Annotated in this window: 18 protein-coding genes and 1 pseudogene; 6 read left to right on the top strand and 13 right to left on the bottom strand. The window is 42.3% G+C overall.

The genetic code is table 11. The annotated features are described in order from the left end of the window. Positions 1–98: 98 nt before the first annotated feature. Both C5469_RS04200 and C5469_RS04195 read left to right on the top strand, forming a co-directional pair. Positions 99–1,028: a nucleoside hydrolase gene (locus C5469_RS04200; protein ID WP_166302733.1), complete on the top strand. Its 930-nt coding sequence runs from the start codon at positions 99–101 to the stop codon at positions 1,026–1,028. A gap of 24 nt (positions 1,029–1,052) precedes the next feature. Further along, a complete protein-coding gene (locus C5469_RS04195) occupies positions 1,053–1,349 on the top strand; it encodes an amidohydrolase family protein (protein ID WP_207628723.1) in 297 nt (98 codons plus the stop codon). A gap of 97 nt (positions 1,350–1,446) precedes the next feature. Here the strand turns inward: C5469_RS04195 and ppx are convergent, their stop codons facing one another. The 5 genes from ppx to purM all read right to left on the bottom strand — a co-directional run bounded on the left by ppx (position 1,447) and on the right by purM (position 7,449). Continuing rightward, positions 1,447–2,979, bottom strand: coding sequence for an exopolyphosphatase (ppx, locus tag C5469_RS04185; protein ID WP_166302728.1), 1,533 nt, complete (start codon positions 2,977–2,979; stop codon positions 1,447–1,449). Between the two features lie 3 nt (positions 2,980–2,982). Next, positions 2,983–5,052, bottom strand: a complete 2,070-nt coding sequence (gene ppk1 / locus C5469_RS04180) for a polyphosphate kinase 1 (RefSeq protein ID WP_166302725.1) — start codon at positions 5,050–5,052, stop codon at positions 2,983–2,985. A gap of 78 nt (positions 5,053–5,130) precedes the next feature. Further along, entirely contained in the window at positions 5,131–5,676 is a 546-nt protein-coding gene (speG, locus tag C5469_RS04175) for a spermidine N1-acetyltransferase (RefSeq protein ID WP_166302722.1), read from the bottom strand. A 97-nt stretch (positions 5,677–5,773) separates the two neighbouring features. Then, a complete protein-coding gene (gene purN, locus C5469_RS04170; protein ID WP_166302719.1) occupies positions 5,774–6,412 on the bottom strand; it encodes a phosphoribosylglycinamide formyltransferase in 639 nt (212 codons plus the stop codon). Then, a complete protein-coding gene (purM, locus tag C5469_RS04165) occupies positions 6,409–7,449 on the bottom strand; it encodes a phosphoribosylformylglycinamidine cyclo-ligase (protein WP_166302716.1) in 1,041 nt (346 codons plus the stop codon). The genes purN and purM overlap by 4 nt, the downstream gene beginning before the upstream one ends. 239 nt (positions 7,450–7,688) lie before the next feature. On the opposite strand from purM, the gene upp reads away from it, so the two are divergent. Next, positions 7,689–8,315 carry a uracil phosphoribosyltransferase gene (upp, locus tag C5469_RS04160; protein ID WP_166302713.1) on the top strand — a complete coding sequence of 209 codons (627 nt, stop codon included), beginning with the start codon at positions 7,689–7,691 and terminating at the stop codon, positions 8,313–8,315. A gap of 66 nt (positions 8,316–8,381) precedes the next feature. Further along, positions 8,382–9,682, top strand: a pseudogene (uraA, locus tag C5469_RS04155) (uracil permease). Positions 9,683–9,921: 239 nt separating this feature from the next. On the opposite strand, the gene C5469_RS04150 reads toward uraA, so the two are convergent. From C5469_RS04150 to C5469_RS04125, 6 genes are all read right to left on the bottom strand, one after another. After that, on the bottom strand, positions 9,922–10,092 hold the full coding sequence (locus C5469_RS04150) for a hypothetical protein (protein WP_166302710.1): 171 nt from the start codon (positions 10,090–10,092) through the stop codon (positions 9,922–9,924). Then, positions 10,076–10,573, bottom strand: a complete 498-nt coding sequence (locus tag C5469_RS04145; protein ID WP_166302707.1) for a hypothetical protein — start codon at positions 10,571–10,573, stop codon at positions 10,076–10,078. Before C5469_RS04145 ends, C5469_RS04150 begins: the two co-directional genes overlap by 17 nt. Positions 10,574–10,785: 212 nt before the next feature. Continuing rightward, a complete protein-coding gene (locus C5469_RS04140) occupies positions 10,786–12,090 on the bottom strand; it encodes a 6-phospho-beta-glucosidase (protein ID WP_166302704.1) in 1,305 nt (434 codons plus the stop codon). Further along, positions 12,087–12,410: a PTS lactose/cellobiose transporter subunit IIA gene (locus C5469_RS04135; protein WP_166302702.1), complete on the bottom strand. Its 324-nt coding sequence runs from the start codon at positions 12,408–12,410 to the stop codon at positions 12,087–12,089. Before C5469_RS04135 ends, C5469_RS04140 begins: the two co-directional genes overlap by 4 nt. Before the next feature lie 15 nt (positions 12,411–12,425). Beyond that, complete coding sequence (locus C5469_RS04130; protein WP_166302699.1) at positions 12,426–13,754, bottom strand: PTS sugar transporter subunit IIC; 1,329 nt, start codon at positions 13,752–13,754, stop codon at positions 12,426–12,428. 29 nt (positions 13,755–13,783) lie between these two features. After that, complete coding sequence (locus C5469_RS04125) at positions 13,784–14,089, bottom strand: PTS sugar transporter subunit IIB (RefSeq protein WP_166302695.1); 306 nt, start codon at positions 14,087–14,089, stop codon at positions 13,784–13,786. A 386-nt stretch (positions 14,090–14,475) separates the two neighbouring features. Between C5469_RS04125 and C5469_RS04120 the strand changes: the two genes are divergently transcribed. Further along, positions 14,476–15,108 carry a hypothetical protein gene (locus C5469_RS04120; RefSeq protein WP_166302692.1) on the top strand — a complete coding sequence of 211 codons (633 nt, stop codon included), beginning with the start codon at positions 14,476–14,478 and terminating at the stop codon, positions 15,106–15,108. Between the two features lie 294 nt (positions 15,109–15,402). Continuing rightward, positions 15,403–16,119 carry a DnaA inactivator Hda gene (gene hda, locus C5469_RS04115; protein WP_054476297.1) on the top strand — a complete coding sequence of 239 codons (717 nt, stop codon included), beginning with the start codon at positions 15,403–15,405 and terminating at the stop codon, positions 16,117–16,119. A gap of 37 nt (positions 16,120–16,156) precedes the next feature. Here the strand turns inward: hda and arsC are convergent, their stop codons facing one another. Then, positions 16,157–16,513: an arsenate reductase (glutaredoxin) gene (arsC, locus tag C5469_RS04110; RefSeq protein ID WP_166302689.1), complete on the bottom strand. Its 357-nt coding sequence runs from the start codon at positions 16,511–16,513 to the stop codon at positions 16,157–16,159. A gap of 9 nt (positions 16,514–16,522) precedes the next feature. Next, positions 16,523–17,986 (bottom strand): beta-barrel assembly-enhancing protease, encoded by a 1,464-nt coding sequence (gene bepA / locus C5469_RS04105; protein ID WP_166302686.1) that lies wholly within the window; start codon positions 17,984–17,986, stop codon positions 16,523–16,525. Between the last annotated feature and the right edge of the window lie 49 nt (positions 17,987–18,035).

Genomic DNA, 18,035 nt, shown 5'->3' with positions numbered 1-18,035 from the left:
CTGTGCATCTTGCTTCTTTATTCTAGAAAAAGGTCATGTGACTTTTTTTAGAGGAGCTTATAGTCTAATGTAAGGGACATTATAAAGAGGAGGATATTATGAGACATTTAATTATTGATACAGATACTGCTTCTGATGATGCCGTTGCATTGTTGATGGCGTTACAGGAGCCTTCAGTTTTTATTGAAGGTATCACTGTTGTTGCAGGGAATTGTACTGTCTCTCAGTGTAAGAAAAATGTGTTAGTCAGTATTGAAAAAGCGGAGATGTATATTCCTCCGGTATATGAAGGAATGAGTAAACCATTATTTAGAGAACTCTATACTTCATATCATATTCATGGAAAAGATGGTATGGGTGATATGAATTTACCAGAATCTCCGTTAATAGCAGAAGATAAACATGCAGTAGATGCAATTATTGATATCGTGAAAAAATTTCCTGGTGAGATAGAAATAATCACTTTGGGACCATTAACGAATATAGCAATGGCGGTCTTAAAAGAGCCAGATTTGCATAAGTTTGTCAAAGTAATTTATATTATGGGTGGAGCTGGATTGAAAGCTGGGAATATTACACCATTAGCTGAGTTCAATATTTATGTAGATGCTGAAGCCGCACATATAGTATTAAATTCTGGAATACCTCTTATATTCTGTGGGTGGGAGCTAGGTATGGAGAACGCTTTTATCAATGATGTTGATATAGATAAATTAAACTCTTTAAGTGATCTTGGTCGGTTTGCAGTGAGATGTAATAAGACATTGATTGAATTCAATGTGGGAAGAACTAATAGAAAAGGATTTGACCTGTCTGACCCTATAACCATGGCTGTTGCTTTATATCCCAATGAAATGATAGAGGATAGATTAGAAGTGTATGGTTATGTTGAATATCAAAGTACGCGTTCATATGGACATTTAGTTATTGATTCAACTCATCTTCTCAATAATCCTCATAATATGACTGTGGTGACTAAAATTAAGGATGGTGTCTTTAAGAATAAATTATTTACATTGTTATCATAATTTTAATGATATAGAGGGTAAAAGATGAGTTTTAATCCTAATTTACTGAAAAAAGTAGAGTTACATACGCACCTTGATTCTGGATTGAGTTATCATTTCATTAAAAAATTTATTCCTGATATTACACAGAAGTCATTTTGTGAAGAATATGTAGCCCCTGAAAAATGCCATGATTTAGGTGATTTTTTGGGTAAGATCGGTCTTTCACTAGATTTACTACAAAAAAAGGATGTGATAGCTGATGCTGTCGAAGATCTTTTTATGCAATTTTCTCTGTTACAGTCTGTTTATTTTTCTGATGATGATCCAATGCTGCAATAGGCGAATAAATAAAACGACCGAATAAAATTAGGAAACTGATAAGTAAAACTAGTTTGGTAATTTGAGATTGTTTCTTTTTGTTCATAGATTTAGACCACTATGCTGATTCTTCTTCTATTTCTAGTTGCCAGCCAGTAACATTGTGCCAGTAGTCCTGCTCTTTTTCTAAATCAAGCTGCATCAGGGTATTTTCTGATAAATAATTGTGAGGTAGATAGAGTGTCCAATGACTATCATCAGTCGCCAGTCTGAGTGATTTAGGGGTTGTTGTGGATTGGCGCTGATTGTTAAGTAAAGTGGCCAGGCGCAGGATTTGAATTAATGGCAAATATTGTTTTTTCTTGAATAAATTGAATTTTGGTAAATCATCCAGTTTTATTGTTTTGCGATGATAGCGAACCAGTGTCGCCAGCAGCAATTGTTGTTCCTGATTAAAGCCGGGTAAATTAGTATGTTGGAGAATGTAAGCAGAATGCCGCTGTAATCCGCTTAAGTTAATGTTTAACCCAACTTCATGTAACATTGCTGCCCAATGTAAAATAGCCTCAAGTTGAGGTTGCACTAGTTTTGAATTCTGGATTGCCCACTGTTTGTAAAGCACTTCTGTCGTATCAAGTACACGCTTTGCCTGCTCTCTGTCGATATTGTAGTGTTCAGCCAGGCTTTTTGCGGTTCTCCGGCGAATATCTTGATGGCGAAAGCGACCTTCCATTTCATATAAAACACCTTCGCGCAGAGCGCCATCTGATAGCCGTAATTCTTTTATATGCAGGGCATCGAATACACCACATAAGATGGCCAGACCGGGAACAAAAACCTGTTTACGATCATCAGATAATTCGGGCAGACTGAGGGTCTTAAGCTTTTTGAATTTAAGAACTTCTTTGACTAGCATCTCTAGTCGTTCTGGTGTGATTAATCCGTCTTTTTCTCCCATTGCAACTAGTACTTCATAAACCGCTTTAATTGTCCCGGATGCTCCAAGTGCCGAATTCCAGCCTGTCATACGGTACTGCCATGAGAGGTTTTCCAGTTTTTGAGCTGCTTCAAGCCGTGCTCTGCGGAATCTTTCTGCACTGATTTCTTCATCAGGAAAAAATTGGTGAGCAAAATTGATACATCCCATTCGGCGACTTTCTACCAATAAGGGGTCAAAATTTTCACCGATCACTAATTCTGTGGAACCACCACCAATATCAATCACCAGTTTTCGATCTTGTTCTGGTTGAGTATGCTCCACTCCCATATAGATCAAACGGGCTTCTTCATGGCCGGAAATAATTTCAATCGGGTAGGGGATAACTTCTTTTGCCCGTTTGATAAACTCTTTTGCGTTACTGGCTTCACGTAAGCTGTGGGTCCCTACCAGACAAACGTTGTCAGCCGGAAAACCTTGTAACCGTTCAGCAAACAGCGCAAGGCAAGCCAGGCCGCGTTCCATTGCTTCTTCACTTAATTCATTTTTATGGTTAAGGCCGTAAGCAAGGTAGACACGTTGTTTTAAGCGGCCAAGAATCTGCAAGGCACCGTTAACAATTCGTGCAATGACCATATGGAAACTGTTTGAACCTAAATCGATTGCTGCAATTTCCATTGGTCTGGGCGTGGGCTTATCGTGGGTTAGCGGCATAAATTAAGCTCTTGGTCCTGGTTGTTCGAGGGATTTTATGTAGTCATAAATAGCCATTTGTGCGCGGATCTTCCGTTTATTGCCTCGTGGCACATAACTGTTGCTCAATTCTTTATCGACATAACGGGCTTTCACCGTATCATTAAATTGCAATTCGAGAATATCCAATACGCGTTGTTTCAATTGTGGATCGAGCAGACAGACAGCAACTTCAATCCTGTAGTCGATATTACGGGTCATCCAGTCGGCAGAGGAGAGAAAGACTTTTTCATCTCCGTTATTGGTAAATACATAAACTCGATCATGTTCAAGGAAACGGTCAACAATGCTGGTAATCTGAATGTTTTCGCTAAATCCCGGCTGATTTGGTACTAGCGAACACATACCGCGTATCAGCAGGCGTATTTTTACACCCGCTTCGGAAGCGTCGTACAGACGGTCTACCAGCTCTTTATCAACAAGATTATTGATTTTTAATGTGATACCCGCAGGTTTATCTGCTCTGGCATTTTCTATTTCTTGTGAAATAAGTTGGTTGAGCATGGCACGAGAATTCTGTGGTGAAACCATCAGGTTTTCAAATTTAACCGGACGATAGGGGTTTTCAATAAAATTGAATACTCGGCGTACTTCGTTGGTGATTTTCGGATTTGCTGTCAGCAGGGAATAGTCTGTATAAAGACGAGCTGTTTTTTCATTAAAGTTACCGGTACCGATATGGGCATAACGAATAATTTCTTCGCCTTCGATACGGGAAATAAAAAATAGTTTTGCGTGAATTTTTAGTCCTGGTGCGGAGAAGATAACATGTACTCCCGCTTCGGTCAGCCGTTTGGCCCAGTGAATATTAGCCTCTTCATCAAACCGTGCTTGTAATTCAACAACAACGGTGACCTTTTTACCGTTATGAGCAGCATGAATCATTGAATCAATAATGCGAGAATCTTTTGCGACCCGATAAATATTGATTTTGATGGAAAGTACACTCGGATCGAAAGAAGCTTGGCGCAGTAATTCTAATACATGTTCAAAGGTATGATAGGGATAATAGAGTAGAACATCCTGTTCACGGATAGCATCAAAACCATTGCGGAAATTATCAAACCAGATGTGACGTAATCTCGGCAGTGGTTTATTTAGTAAGTTTTTATTCCCCTCATTGGGAAATTTAATAAAATCTTTAAAATTGTGATAGCGCCCACCAGCAATTACAGAGTCATCATTCGATAGACCAAGTTTTTTACGCAGTAATTCCACCATTTCATCTGGCATTTCTCGCTGATAAACGAATCTTACCGGTTCCGCAGTCAGTCGTTGTTTCAATGTGGATGACATCAATTCAAGCAAGCTAGATTCCATTTCTGTTGCCAAATCATATTCAGAATCGCGAGTCATTTTCATTGAATAGGCGTTTAGTGAATCATAATCGAAGAATCCTTTGAAAATTTCATCAAGACAGTAACGTAGAATATTATCTAATAAAATCATTGACTTGCGTCGTCGTGGCATTTCGGGCGGCAAATTAACAAAACGGGGAACTTTATCTGATGGTAGTTCTAGCAATGCATATTGAGTATTTTGACCATGTATAATCTCGATCGCCAGATAGGTGTAATCATCTTTTAGGAATTCAACCAGATTAGTTTCCGGGTTAATCAAGATGGGCGTGATATGTGGTCGCAGATGTTGACGGAAATATTGCCTCAACCAGATTTGCTGATTAGGTGAAATCTGCCGTTCATTGATCAGGAAGATTTGATTGCGGGCCATTTCCAGCAATAACTCGTTATAGAGCACATCGAATTCTTGATCGGTTTTGGCCACTTTGGTTTGAATCTTTTTCAGTACGTGCCGGGCGCTAGTCGCTGATCCCCGTTCTTCATTAATCAGGATTCGTCGTTTCACATCAGCAAACCGGACTTTGTAGAATTCATCTAGATTATTAGAGTAAATACCCAGGAACCGCATCCTTTCAATTAATGGATTGCTCTTATCCGCCGCTTCCTGAAGCACACGTTCGTTGAATGATAACCAACTAAGTTCTTTCTCGGTATAGAGCCTGTCTTGGGACATTGTTACTCCGGTGTTCAGGTAAAAGTATTGAAATTTACTCGCTTGCCAGTTGCTAAAATCTTGCGCCTAACCGCTGGTTCAGGCTTTTTCACCCTCCTTAGATGCAAAATATTGGTGTTGGAAAATACACATGCGAATCGCTGTGCGATAACAGCCATTAATAAAGAATTCATCTATTAATTCGCCTTCAATACAGAAACCTAGCTTATTATAGATATAAATGGCCTTGGAATTTTCTTTATCAACAATTAGGTAGAGTTTGTACAGATTAAGCACGGAAAATGCGTATTCCATTGCTAATTTTGCCGCTTTAGTCGCATGCCCCTGGCCCTGATAAGCTGGCGCGATAATTATCTGAAATTCTGACCGACGATGGATATAGTCGATTTCGACTAACTCGACCAACCCAACTTTAGAATCAGAACTTTCGATAATAAACCGGCGTTCGCTTTGGTCGTGAATATGTTTGTCATAGAGATCGCACAGTTCAACAAAAGCTTCATAAGGTTCTTCGAACCAGTAACGCATCACGCTGGCGTTGTTATCTAATTGATGGACGAAAGGCAAATCTTCCCGCTCAAGTGGACGTAACCTGACAGGTGGAGTATGAGAGCCACCAGACATTTGACACCTCGGTGTTTTTAATAAAAGGGTATTGTTAATATAGTTCGCAGTGCTGGGTATCTTACCACAGCACTGTAATTAGCGGTTAATAAATAGATTATTCTGCGGCGTAACCTTGTGGGGGAAGAGAATTTCCATCCAGATACGCTTTGCCATTGATCATACTCAGGCGTCCTTCGACAAACCAGTTGATGACTAATGGATAGATATTGTGTTCCTGAGTCTGAACCCGTTTAATAACGTCCTCTTCCTGATCATCTGCAAAAACAGGAACCTTGGCTTGCAGGATCACTGGGCCGCCATCCAGCTCTTCTGTCACAAAATGGACCGAAGTCCCGTGCTCGGTATCACCATTTTCCATCGCCTTGCGGTGAGTATGCAGGCCGGGGTATTTGGGCAACAAGGAAGGATGGATATTCAGTAAGCGACCAAGATAGTGTTGAACGAACTCAGGTGTCAAAATGCGCATATAACCCGCGAGAACGACTAAATCTGGCTGATACTGATCAATGGCGTGTTTCAATGCTTCATCATAGGCTTGACGATCTGCATAGTTTTTGGGGCTGACGACATGGGCTGGGATATCTGCTTGTTTAGCTCGCAACAAGCCGTAAGCGCCTGCTTTATTACTGAATACGGCACAAATCCGCCCACTGATTTTATTCAGTTGACAGGCATCAATCACCGCCTGGAGATTGCTGCCGTTGCCAGAGATTAATACAACGATGTTTTTCATTTAATAACAACCTGTTGTTCACCTTCTTTCAGTGCAGCAATGGAGCCGATTTGCCAGGCTTTTTCACCAGCCGTATTGAGCAATTCAACCGCATGTTCTGCTACTGTTTGTGGTAATGCAATCACCATCCCGACACCGCAGTTGAATGTACGATACATTTCATGACGACTGACATTACCAGTCTGTTGCAGCCAGTCAAATATTGCCGGCCATTGCCAGCTGGATTCATTAATCTGTGCCTGGGTATTTTCAGGCAGGACACGCGGAATATTTTCCCAGAAACCGCCACCCGTTAGGTGAGCAATAGCGTGAACGTCAACTTTTTCAATCAAGGATAAAACGGATTTAACATAAATTTTTGTTGGGGCAAGTAGGTGATCTGCCAGTGGTTTGCCTTCAAGCTCCGTTACTTCTGGATTTGTATTGCTGACTGACAGAATTTTGCGTACCAGAGAATAGCCGTTTGAGTGTGGACCACTGGCGGCCAGGGCGATCAGGGCATCACCCGCCTGAACTTTGCTGCCGTCAATGATTTCTGATTTTTCAACGACACCAACACAGAAGCCAGCAACATCATAGTCTTCACCATGATACATCCCAGGCATCTCTGCGGTTTCACCGCCCACCAGAGCGCAGCCTGATAATTTACAACCTTCTGCGATACCGGTGATAACACTGGATGCTGTATCAACATCCAGTTTCCCAGTTGCATAATAATCAAGGAAAAATAGAGGTTCTGCGCCCTGGACAACCAGGTCATTAACGCACATTGCAACTAAATCAATGCCGATAGTGTCATGGCGTTTGAGATCCATTGCCAGACGCAATTTAGTACCAACACCGTCGGTACCGGAAACTAGAATGGGTTCGCGGTATTTTTGTGGTAATGCACATAAAGCACCAAACCCACCTAACCCCCCCATGACTTCTGGACGACGGGTCTGTTTTACAACACCTTTAATACGGTCTACCAAGGCATTACCAGCGTCAATATCTACACCGGCATCTTTATAGCTAAGAGAGGTTTTGTTGGTCACTGCGAAGTCCCCAAGGCGGTTGCATTTGATAAATTAATGATAGAGCATTAGCAATTCTATCAGTCTAAGCAAACGTTTGCGAGACCCTTGTTCAGGATCTCAATTATTAGAGAAAAAAGTAACAAAGGGTTTGTGCTTGATTAAAATCAACAGATTGATAGTGGTGTTATGGGTAAAAGAGGGTATAATCTCGCGGTTTTTTTGTCTGCCGGTGACATGACATACAGTAGGAGAGGTCCATGAAGATCGTTGAGGTGAAACACCCTCTTGTTAAACATAAACTCGGCCTGATGCGAGCGAATGATATCAGCACTAAACGCTTTCGTGAACTGGCCGCAGAAGTTGGAAGCCTTTTGACTTATGAAGCAACTGCTGATTTAGAAACGGAGAAAGTCACTATTGATGGCTGGTGTGGCCCGGTAGCAGTTGAACAGATTAAAGGTAAAAAAATAACAGTTGTGCCTATTCTGCGTGCGGGGTTGGGGATGATGGATGGGGTATTAGAGAATGTCCCGAGTGCCCGGATAAGTGTCGTAGGTGTTTACCGCAATGAAGAAACATTAGAACCCGTCCCTTATTTTCAAAAACTTGCTTCCAATATTGATGAACGCATGGCTCTGGTGGTTGACCCAATGTTGGCAACCGGTGGTTCCATGATTGCAACTATCGATTTACTGAAAAAAGCAGGTTGCCAGTCGATTAAAGTTTTGGTTCTGGTTGCAGCACCTGAAGGTATTGCAGCGCTAGAAAAAGCTCACCCGGATGTAGAACTGTATACCGCTTCTATTGATGAGAGGCTCAATGAACAGGGATATATTGTTCCCGGCTTGGGGGATGCAGGCGATAAAATATTTGGTACGAAATAATAAGTTAGATAGCCGACTTTTGAGTCGGCTTTTTTTTGGCTCGTGACGCATTAAGAGGATAAATAAATGACCCGTCGCACTATTGGGGTAGATGAACGGCCTCCATTTTTACAGACCATTCCGCTGAGCTTCCAACATCTTTTTGCTATGTTTGGTGCGACGGTATTGGTGCCGATTCTGTTTAAAGTCAACCCAGCGACGATTTTGCTATTTAACGGTATCGGTACATTATTGTATTTGATTATCTGTAGGGGAAAAATTCCGGCGTATTTGGGATCTAGTTTCGCCTTTATTTCGCCGGTTTTATTGTTGTTGCCACTGGGATATGAATTGGCTCTGGGTGGTTTTATTGTATGCGGCGTGCTGTTTTGTCTGGTTTCGTTGATTGTGAAAGTGGCAGGGCGAAGTTGGATTAATATGCTGTTTCCACCTGCGGCAATGGGTGCCATTGTTGCCGTTATCGGCTTGGAGCTTGCTGGTGTTGCGGCTGATATGGCGGGTTTGCGTTCAGCGGAAGGTGCTGATGTTAATACAACAACGTTGATAATCTCTCTGACCACGCTGGCAGTAACCATTCTTGGTTCGGTTATGTTCCGTGGATTCCTGGCTATCATCCCGATTCTGATTGGGGTATTGGTGGGTTATGCACTGGCATTTTTGTTGGGGGAAGTTGACCTGACACCGGTACGTGAAGCCCCGTGGTTTGCATTGCCTACTTTCTACACACCACGGTTTGAATGGTTTGCCATTATGACGATTTTGCCTGCGGCACTGGTTGTTATAGCAGAACATGTTGGTCATTTGGTTGTAACCGCTAATATTGTGAAGAAAGATTTGTTGAAAGAGCCTGGTTTGCATCGTTCTATGTTCGCAAATGGCTTTTCAACCGTGATTTCCGGTTTCTTTGGTTCAACGCCTAATACGACTTATGGTGAGAATATTGGTGTCATGGCAATTACCAAGGTTTACAGCACTTGGGTTATTGGTGGTGCCGCAATCCTGGCGATTCTGCTCTCCTGCGTCGTAAACTGGCGGCAGCAATTCAGGCCGTGCCGGTTCCGGTAATGGGCGGCGTCTCACTGTTGCTTTATGGGGTTATCGGAGCATCAGGTATTCGGGTGTTGATTGATTCCAAAGTGGATTACAATAAAGCACAGAATCTAATTCTGACCTCCGTTATTCTTATTATTGGTGTCAGTGGCGCGAAAATAAATATTGGCGTTGCTGAACTTAAAGGTATGGCGCTGGCAACTATTGTGGGTATTGGTATGAGTCTGATTTTCCGCTTGATTAGTATTATTCGTCCTGAAGAACAATATATTGAGTCTTCAATTGAATCTGTTAAGCGCGATAAGTCATTGAAGTAATAAGTTCGATTCATTTCCCTGCGTTGAATGGTTTTAATCAGGGAGGGCGGGGATGAATTGCTTGAGTACACATTTCTATACCTCTATAAATGGATTATTGAATCTATTATCTTTATAAATGCTTCCAAGAAATACTTAGTATAATATACTTGTTAAAGTAATAACTTATAGACGTAAACCTACCTACGGCACATTCGTTAATAGAGGAAAAAAGGAGCGAAAGGCTCCTTTCTAAATGTTTATCGGACTACGTACCAGTTCTGCTTTTCACTGAGATACCGGACAGTACCCTCTTGTTCGGATTTCTTTAGGGCGTTGTAAGCAGCTCTCATACGTTCAGCCTTTTTAGCTACAGCTTTCTCGAATTCAAGGCTTGCTTTTTCAGCTTGTTCGTTATGTATGTATGACATAGCCCCTCCCGTTTGGATCTAACTTGTCTGTCATGGTAAAGCCGCTTTGTGTCACAAATCGATTAATATATCGTTTATAGACCCTGTTTAGTCGCTCATCTGTGGCTAGCAAAATGTATCCACTAGGGCTAGTCGCATTATAGTGCTCATTAATCAACCTTTCAACTTCGGACATAATTCCTATCATCTGATGATGGTTATTTGTAGGGTACCTCTCAAATAGCGTGTTATTATCTAAATTGTTTTTTGCATCAAATGAAACTTCAAAGCAACTGCCCCGGTCGAGTCTGTAATTTTCAGGCAAAACGACAGAAGAATCTCCCTTTGAGATAATTTCCATTATAATCAAGGTGTATTCCATGCTAGACACCTCAAAGTCTGAGATATGCGCTTCGCCATAACCGAGGTTTTCTATTTTAAAAGGCATAGATTTTCCCAAAGTTTCAATATGTTGAAACTTTATATTTTCAGTATTCTTCAATCAATTGATTTCATAGCAGTATTATAATGCAGACTTTCCTGTTCAAACTTAGCAGGAGAAATAAATGCGTGTTACGCCGCAAAAAAAGAGGTTACAAGGTCAGTTACGATTAAAGGATATCAGTATTAGTCCTTTAGTTACTAATAACTGATATCTCTTTAATTTTATGCTCGTTCTGGTTTCAGGTTATTCAACCAGGTACAAATTATTCATTAAAATTGCGGCAGATAATCACGATTTATCGCCAATACGTCATCCAAAAGCGGTGAAGCAATATCTACATCGGCAACCAGTGGGTTGGTGATCAATGCCCGCAGTGCCGCGTTGCGATCGCCATGAACTGCTGCTTCAATCGTCAAACGCTCGAAGGTTTTTATCTGTTGGGTCAGAGAGTACATACTGTCAGGCAGGCGGCCAAATGTCAGCGGGTGGGCACCCTCTGCATTAATGATACAGTTGGTTTCAATGACGGCATCGTCCGGCAGGCCGCGGATAGCACCGTGGTTAGGGGTATTAACCACCAGTTGGCTGCCAAGATTGTTGTGAATAGCGCACATCAGATCCAGTGCAACTTCAGAATAGAATGAGCCACCGCGGAAATTGAGCTGTTCTGGTTTGTGAGCAAGGTTTGGATCGGCATACAGTTCAAACAGCTCCTGTTCTACTTTCATGACTTGTTCTGCCCGTGTGCCTTGTTTGGCGGCGACTTCGCGTTCTTCCTGCAACATGCTGCGGGTCTGATAGAAGTAGCGATGATAAGGGCAGGGGATTGCGCCTAATGCTCTGAGTAATGGTGGGGGCCAGGGGGATTCTTTAATGTTATTCATGGTTAATGCCACACCGTTGCATAACATATCAAGTACCCGATGCGTTTCATCCCGCCCTGAAACCAGTACCTGGTGTACCCAAACCATATGATTAAGCCCTGCAAAACGTAATTGTACATCTTGATAAGGGTGTTGCAGCATATTGGCAATCATATGGTGCATGGTGATCGGGACATTACACAGACCGATAATTTTTGCTTTGCTGTAACGGGAAACCGCTTCGGTGACGATCCCCGCCGGATTAGTGAAGTTAACAATCCATGCATCTGGCGCAAGTTGTTCAACTTTACGGGCGATATCCAGCAAAACGGGGATGGTACGCAGCGCCTTGGCAAATCCACCTACGCCTGTCGTTTCCTGACCGATTAAGCCATATTTCAGCCCTAGACGTTCATCCATAGCACGTGCCGGAAGCTGGCCGACACGCAATTGAGTCAAAATAAAACTGGCGCCACGAATTGCATTATCCGGTGTGAAATGTACGCTGACGATAACGTGTTCCAGGCCATGATGGGCTAGCATACGACGGGTAAGTGCAGCGATAATTTCTACTTTCTGTTTTCCACCATCAATGTCAACTAATGCCAGTTCAGAGAGTGGAATGCTTTTGTTGCGTTGAATGAGTCCTTCTACTAACTCAGGTGTGTAGCTGCTACCGCCACCGATAACGGCTATTTTGATTTGTTTCATATTTTTTCCTCCTGTGATGGCATCCGGCGGTAGAGTTCAATCATATCGCCGGCAAGATCCTGAATAACCATCGCGTTCATTAAATGATCTTGCGCATGGATGGTGATGAGATTGACAGGCAATTTACTGCAGCCTTCATCCAATCCGATTAGAGTAGTTTGAATAGCATGCGCCTCCTTGATTGCCTGTTGGGATTCAGCCATCAGTGTTTGTGAAGCTTGAAAGTCACCGTTTCTGGCATGTTGTAATGCCATCAGCGCATGGCTGCGTGCGCTCCCGGCATGAACCAGCAGTTCTACGATAGTTTGTTCCAAATCCATGTGTGAATCCTCCGATTATGGTTGAGATCGAGTTTTTACTTCAATGGATTCCGTGCTTTCTTGTTGTTTAGCTTCTTCATTGGCGAGTTGCTTTTCATAAATTTTGAAGAAGGGATACCAGATAAACAGATCGATTGTTATTAGCACGATAACTAGTACTGCCGCACGGTAATCCCAGGCGGTAGAAATCAGTGCGCCAAGTGGAGCAGGTGTAGTCCAGGGGGAAATGGCGACCATTTTTTGTACCAAATCGAGATGCAGAGCGCTGTAGGACAATACGGCATTAACCAACGGCACAATCAGTAGTGGAATCAATAAGCTTGGATTCATAACAATCGGTGAACCAAATAACAGCGGCTCGTTAATATTGAATATGGCAGGAACCACACTCAACTTTCCGATAGTACGTAAGTGTATAGAACGACTACGCAGATAAAGAATAGCCAGAACTAGCGTAGAACCGGAGCCACCGATACACACATAAAATGCCCAGTAAGGATCGGTGAGAATTTGTGTTGCAGCAACTCCTTGAGCCATTAATGCCGCATTGGTGGCGATATTTGCCATAAAGATAGGACTTAGCAGGCCAACGACAATGTTAGCGCCGTGAATGCCGGCAAACCACAGCAGATTAGCAATCAGCAGTGTTAGCATAATGGCAGGCAGAGTATCACCAACGGAAATGAGAGGTTGAAACACTTGCATTATAGCGGCAGGAATGAGCAGGTTGAATTCACTTTGCAATAGCAGACTGACAGGATAAACCGTCAACAGTATACCTATAACTGGGTATAGAAGTTCAAAAGAGCGGGCAATCGCTGGTGGCACTTGTGCTGGCATATGGATAGTGATGTTATATTTCTTTAATAAACGCGTCAGTTCAACGGACCAGACAGCGCAAATCAACGAAGTAAATACGCCTGAGCCACCGAGAAAGTCGAGTGCTATTTTGTTTTCTACCTGTGGTGCTGCCGCTAGCAGAAATGCCATTAGTGATAGTAAAGCAGAAGTTAATCCGTCCATGCCGTAGGATTTAGCCAAGCTGTAAGCCGTGCCGACCGAAACGAATACGCTCATTAGTCCCATCGTCATAAAGTAAGGCATGGTGATAGTTCCCCAGTGGGTTCTGGTAAAGGATAACCAAACCTGACCGAATGATGATGAAGTCTGTGAATCGAATGGAGGGTTTGCCACAATTAACATAATACTGCCGATGATCAAAAACGGCATAGCTGAGATAAAGCCGTCACGTATCGCAATAATATGCCGTTGGCTGCCGATTCGACCGGCAAGTGGAGCAATATGACTTTCTACGACGTGCATAAAAGAAGTATAGAGGCTCATAGGGCACTCCGTCGGGATGATGAAATTGATTATTCCAATAGGCTTAATGCTTTATCGAGAACTTTGTCACCACGAAGAGCACCGTAATCCATCATGTCAATAACGTCTATTGGCTTGCCAAGTGGTTTGGCGATAGCGGAGAAATGGGCCAGTTGGTATCTTACCTGCGGACCAAGTAAAACCACGTCGGCATCGGTTATTAGATGTTCTAACTCAACGGTGGGTACGGCCTTGATTTCAATGTTCAATGCTCGTTTTGTCACTTCTGCCTGCATACGTTGTACCAACATGCTGGTGGACATTCCGGCAGCACAACACAATAGGATTTTTTTCATGACCTAGCCTCTAGTTATTATGTCGTTTCTAATTAATGGGATAGTAGCCAATGGAAGCACTCTCACTTTTTATAAGACTAGCAACTTATGTTAAACTTGCTGAGATTTTGTTCGCATCTTGATAAGAATATGTTGACAGATGGGAGTGAAATGTGATCTTCATCTGTATGCAGATAGAATAATAGTGTCAAGTTATACAGGGTGTTATAGAGAGATTTCTGGTTTCATTGAATAAAGGTGAGCTGTTTGTTTTCTCGTCAAACGAACGTTGATCATTCATCATTTTGCTAATACACTGCGCGTTAGACAACCGTAATTATACAACGATGCCGAATTAAGATTTTTGGCCTTCTTGCCAGAAGCTCCGACAACCACTGGAGGAGACGATGAGTAATGATACAGTAGAAGAGAAAATGCCAGCACTTATCCCACAAGCAGATTTCAATATTAAGCTTAACATGACGGAGAAAAATGTAGCGCATACTCAGGCTTTTATTGAGCGTGGAGTGAGGGATTTTTCTTTGCCTGGATTTGTTACACCATACGGTTATCGCTTACTGGCATCTATTTCTGGCAATCAGTATAGGTTAGTGACTGACGCAGATATGCCTGAGACGGTCTACGCTGTGAAACTGGAATTTATGGAACATGTTGTTCCATTTAAAAAAACATGCACACAAATACTGGTATGGCGCACAGTTCTTCCTCAACATGATGGGGCAGTGAGAAGCTTGCCACAAGAGTTTTTCAGATTCTTCCTTGAGAATTACTCTATTATTGTGTCTGACAGCGATCGAACATCGGATGGGCGCAGGTTTTGGGAACGTATGATCGCTTGGGCTGTCAACGTTGATGGATATTATGTATACGTTTCTGATGGTACCAGAGAGGAGCGTCTATTAAATTTGATTTCATCATGGGATGACTTCTATATAACATGGGCTGATTATTGCTGGGGTTATGATAAGGATTGCCACTATCATCGTCTCTTTGTCATCAGTAAAGAGCGACTACACTGATTTTCCAGGAACTAGACAACCTGTTATCTGGTTTTTTATTTGAAATAGTATCAAGCTCAAAATTTAAACCGTCCCTGTTTTCTGTCATTCTTAGCATTCGAGATATTTCACAGACGCTTGTAGATTGTTCTGTATATGAGCTATTTATAGTGAAATGCTGTGTTTTATTAGAAGGTTCTGCTTCTGAAACGGATTTAACTTGTTGAATCTTAAAAATAGTTTTTTTATTATTTACCTATACAGTTCATTTACAACTATTTTCTGTGATAAACTTATTTGCGTTTGTTACCAGCTCTGTTTGAGGCGCTTCTGAACACACCGTCGCAGCTTTCATTACCTTTATATCTTCCCGATGACGAAACTTTTGCCAGTTTTTTTCCGGGGGAGAACGCTACCCTGTTAGCTGCAATCAAATTGGCCATTAGTCAGCAGCATGGCAGCTATATTTATTTCTGGTCCCGTGAGAGTGGGGGACGAAGTCACTTATTGCATGCCGCGTGTGCTGAATTGTCCTTAAAAGATGAAGCTGTGGGCTATGTTCCTCTGGATAAACGTGCTTATTTTATCCCAGAAGTACTTGATGGCATGGAACATTTATCACTGGTTTGTATCGATAATATTGAATGTATTGCGGGTGATGAAGAATGGGAAATGGCGATTTTTAATCTTTATAATCGTATTCTGGAGATTGGTCGTACTTGTCTGCTGATCAGTGGGGATCGTCCGCCTCGCCAAATTGATCTTATGCTACCTGATTTGGCTTCCCGTTTGGATTGGGGGCAAATTTATAAGTTACAACCGCTTTCCGACGATGAGAAATTACAAGCTTTGCAACTGCGGGCAAAGTTACGCGGTTTTGAATTGCCGGAAGATGTGGGGCGTTTTTTACTGAAAAGGCTGGACAGAGAAATGCGAACTCTGTTTATGACATTGAACCAGTTAGATCATGCTTCGATAGTTGCTCAGCGCAAGCTGACGATTCCGTTTGTGAAGGATATCTTGCACCTTTAAAGATGATGGTGATTTCACCATCATCACATTTATCCGATTAGCCGAGAATTTCTTTTACTTGTTCCGGCGGGCGCCCTAGTTTGGCTTTATCACCACAAACAACAATAGGTCGTTCAATCAGTTTAGGATTTGCCACCACTATTTTCAGCAAATCATTCTGAGTGAGTTGTTCATCAGCCAGATTTAATTCTTTGTATAAATCTTCTTTAGTCCGCATCAACTGGCGCGCATCATTAAAACCAAGCTGTTCTAACAAAGCAGATAATTGCTCCACAGTTGGCGGTGTCTCTAGATAGAGAATAATCTGTGGGTTAATTCCCTGTTCTTCAATAAGAGCCAAAGTTTCACGGCTTTTGGAACAGCGTGGGTTGTGATAAATGGTCACCTGTTGCATGAGAGTTCCTTAACGTTTGTATTGACTGTAACGCTGTTGTAGCTGACGTAACTGATCGATACGGGCATCATAACGTGCCTGATCGTAACTACCTAATTTTACCAGTGAGCTGGCGTTACTAAGGTATTTAATCGCGTTGTCAAATTGACCACGAAGCGCCATTTCTTCGGCGTAAGCTGATAATTCTTCATAGCGTTTGCCTTGTTGGGCGGCGGTTTCAGCCATCAGGCGCCAACCATTTGGATCTTCGGGATTATTGAACGTATAACGGTAAAGCAGTTTTTCAGCTTGTTGATATTGTTTTGCGCGAATAAGCGCATTTGCCAAATTAATCTGTAATACCAAATTATCTTTTTGTTTCTGTAAGGCATTTTGTAACCGAGTGATAGCTTGAGCAGTCCGGTTTTGCTCAATATCGATATCGGTCATCACATCGATAAACCAGATATTATCTGGTTGTTTTACTAGTAATGGTTCTAGAATAGCCCGGGCTTCAGCATATTTTTTATCTTGAGAAAGCAAGATGGCTTTGCCATAAGCTGCGGCAAGTTGTTCTTTAGCTGTACCTTTACGATAATTTTCTAAAACTTGCTCCAGGTAGCTACGTTGCTCCGTAGTGTACATTCCCATAATACGGACTTTAGCGAATAGAAAATCTTGAGATTGTGGAACATGTTTTGCCGGATACTGGTTAGCTCGGTTACGGGCATCAGCAAGACGGCTGTCAGGTAATGGGTGAGTTAGCAACATTTCTGGTGGTTTAGAGCTGTAGCGGGTCTGATCTGCAAGAAACTGCATAAAATCTGGCATACCTTGAGGATCAAAACCGGCTTTGCGGAGCGTCTGCATACCAATCCGGTCAGCTTCTTGTTCATTGGATTGGGTAAAGCTGATCATCCCTTGCTGTACACCAGCAATAGTACCGCTGAGTGCTGCCATTCCCGCTTGTGGGTTAGCCATGAGCAAGAGGATGGCGCCCAATGTACCTGCCCAAGCCAGCGGCGCTGTACGCTGCTGATCTTCCATCATTCGAGCCAGATGGCGTTGTGTGACATGAGAAATTTCGTGAGCTATAACGGATGCAAGTTCACTTTCATCGCGGCTATAACGGAAAAGTGCAGCATGGAGGACGATGTTACCGCCGAAGAAAGCATAAGCGTTGATTTTTGGGTTATCGACCAGATAGAAATGAAAAGGTGTTTTAACTGAATCTGCATGGGCTACCAATTTTTGCCCAAGAGTATTGATATATTGAGTCAATAATGGGTCATAAATTAGTGGGGCGCTAGCCCGCATCTGGCGGGCGTAAAAATCTCCCATTGCCAGTTCCTGATTAATACTCAGGATTGAACCTGCTGTAGTACCTATATCTGGTAACGAATCTTCAATAGAGGCACTGAGCACAGGGGAACTTGCTAGCAATAGTGTACTGACGAGTATTGCTGCCAAAGATTTATTAGACATTATTTTCATAAAACAAAAATGATCTCATTTGGCCATCGTTTAAGATAATGCGTGTATG

The organism is Photorhabdus cinerea, assembly GCF_011189575.1.
GTDB lineage: Bacteria > Pseudomonadota > Gammaproteobacteria > Enterobacterales > Enterobacteriaceae > Photorhabdus > Photorhabdus cinerea.
Note: the sequence above shows the minus strand (reverse complement) of the source record. Positions and strands in the feature narration are given on the sequence as shown.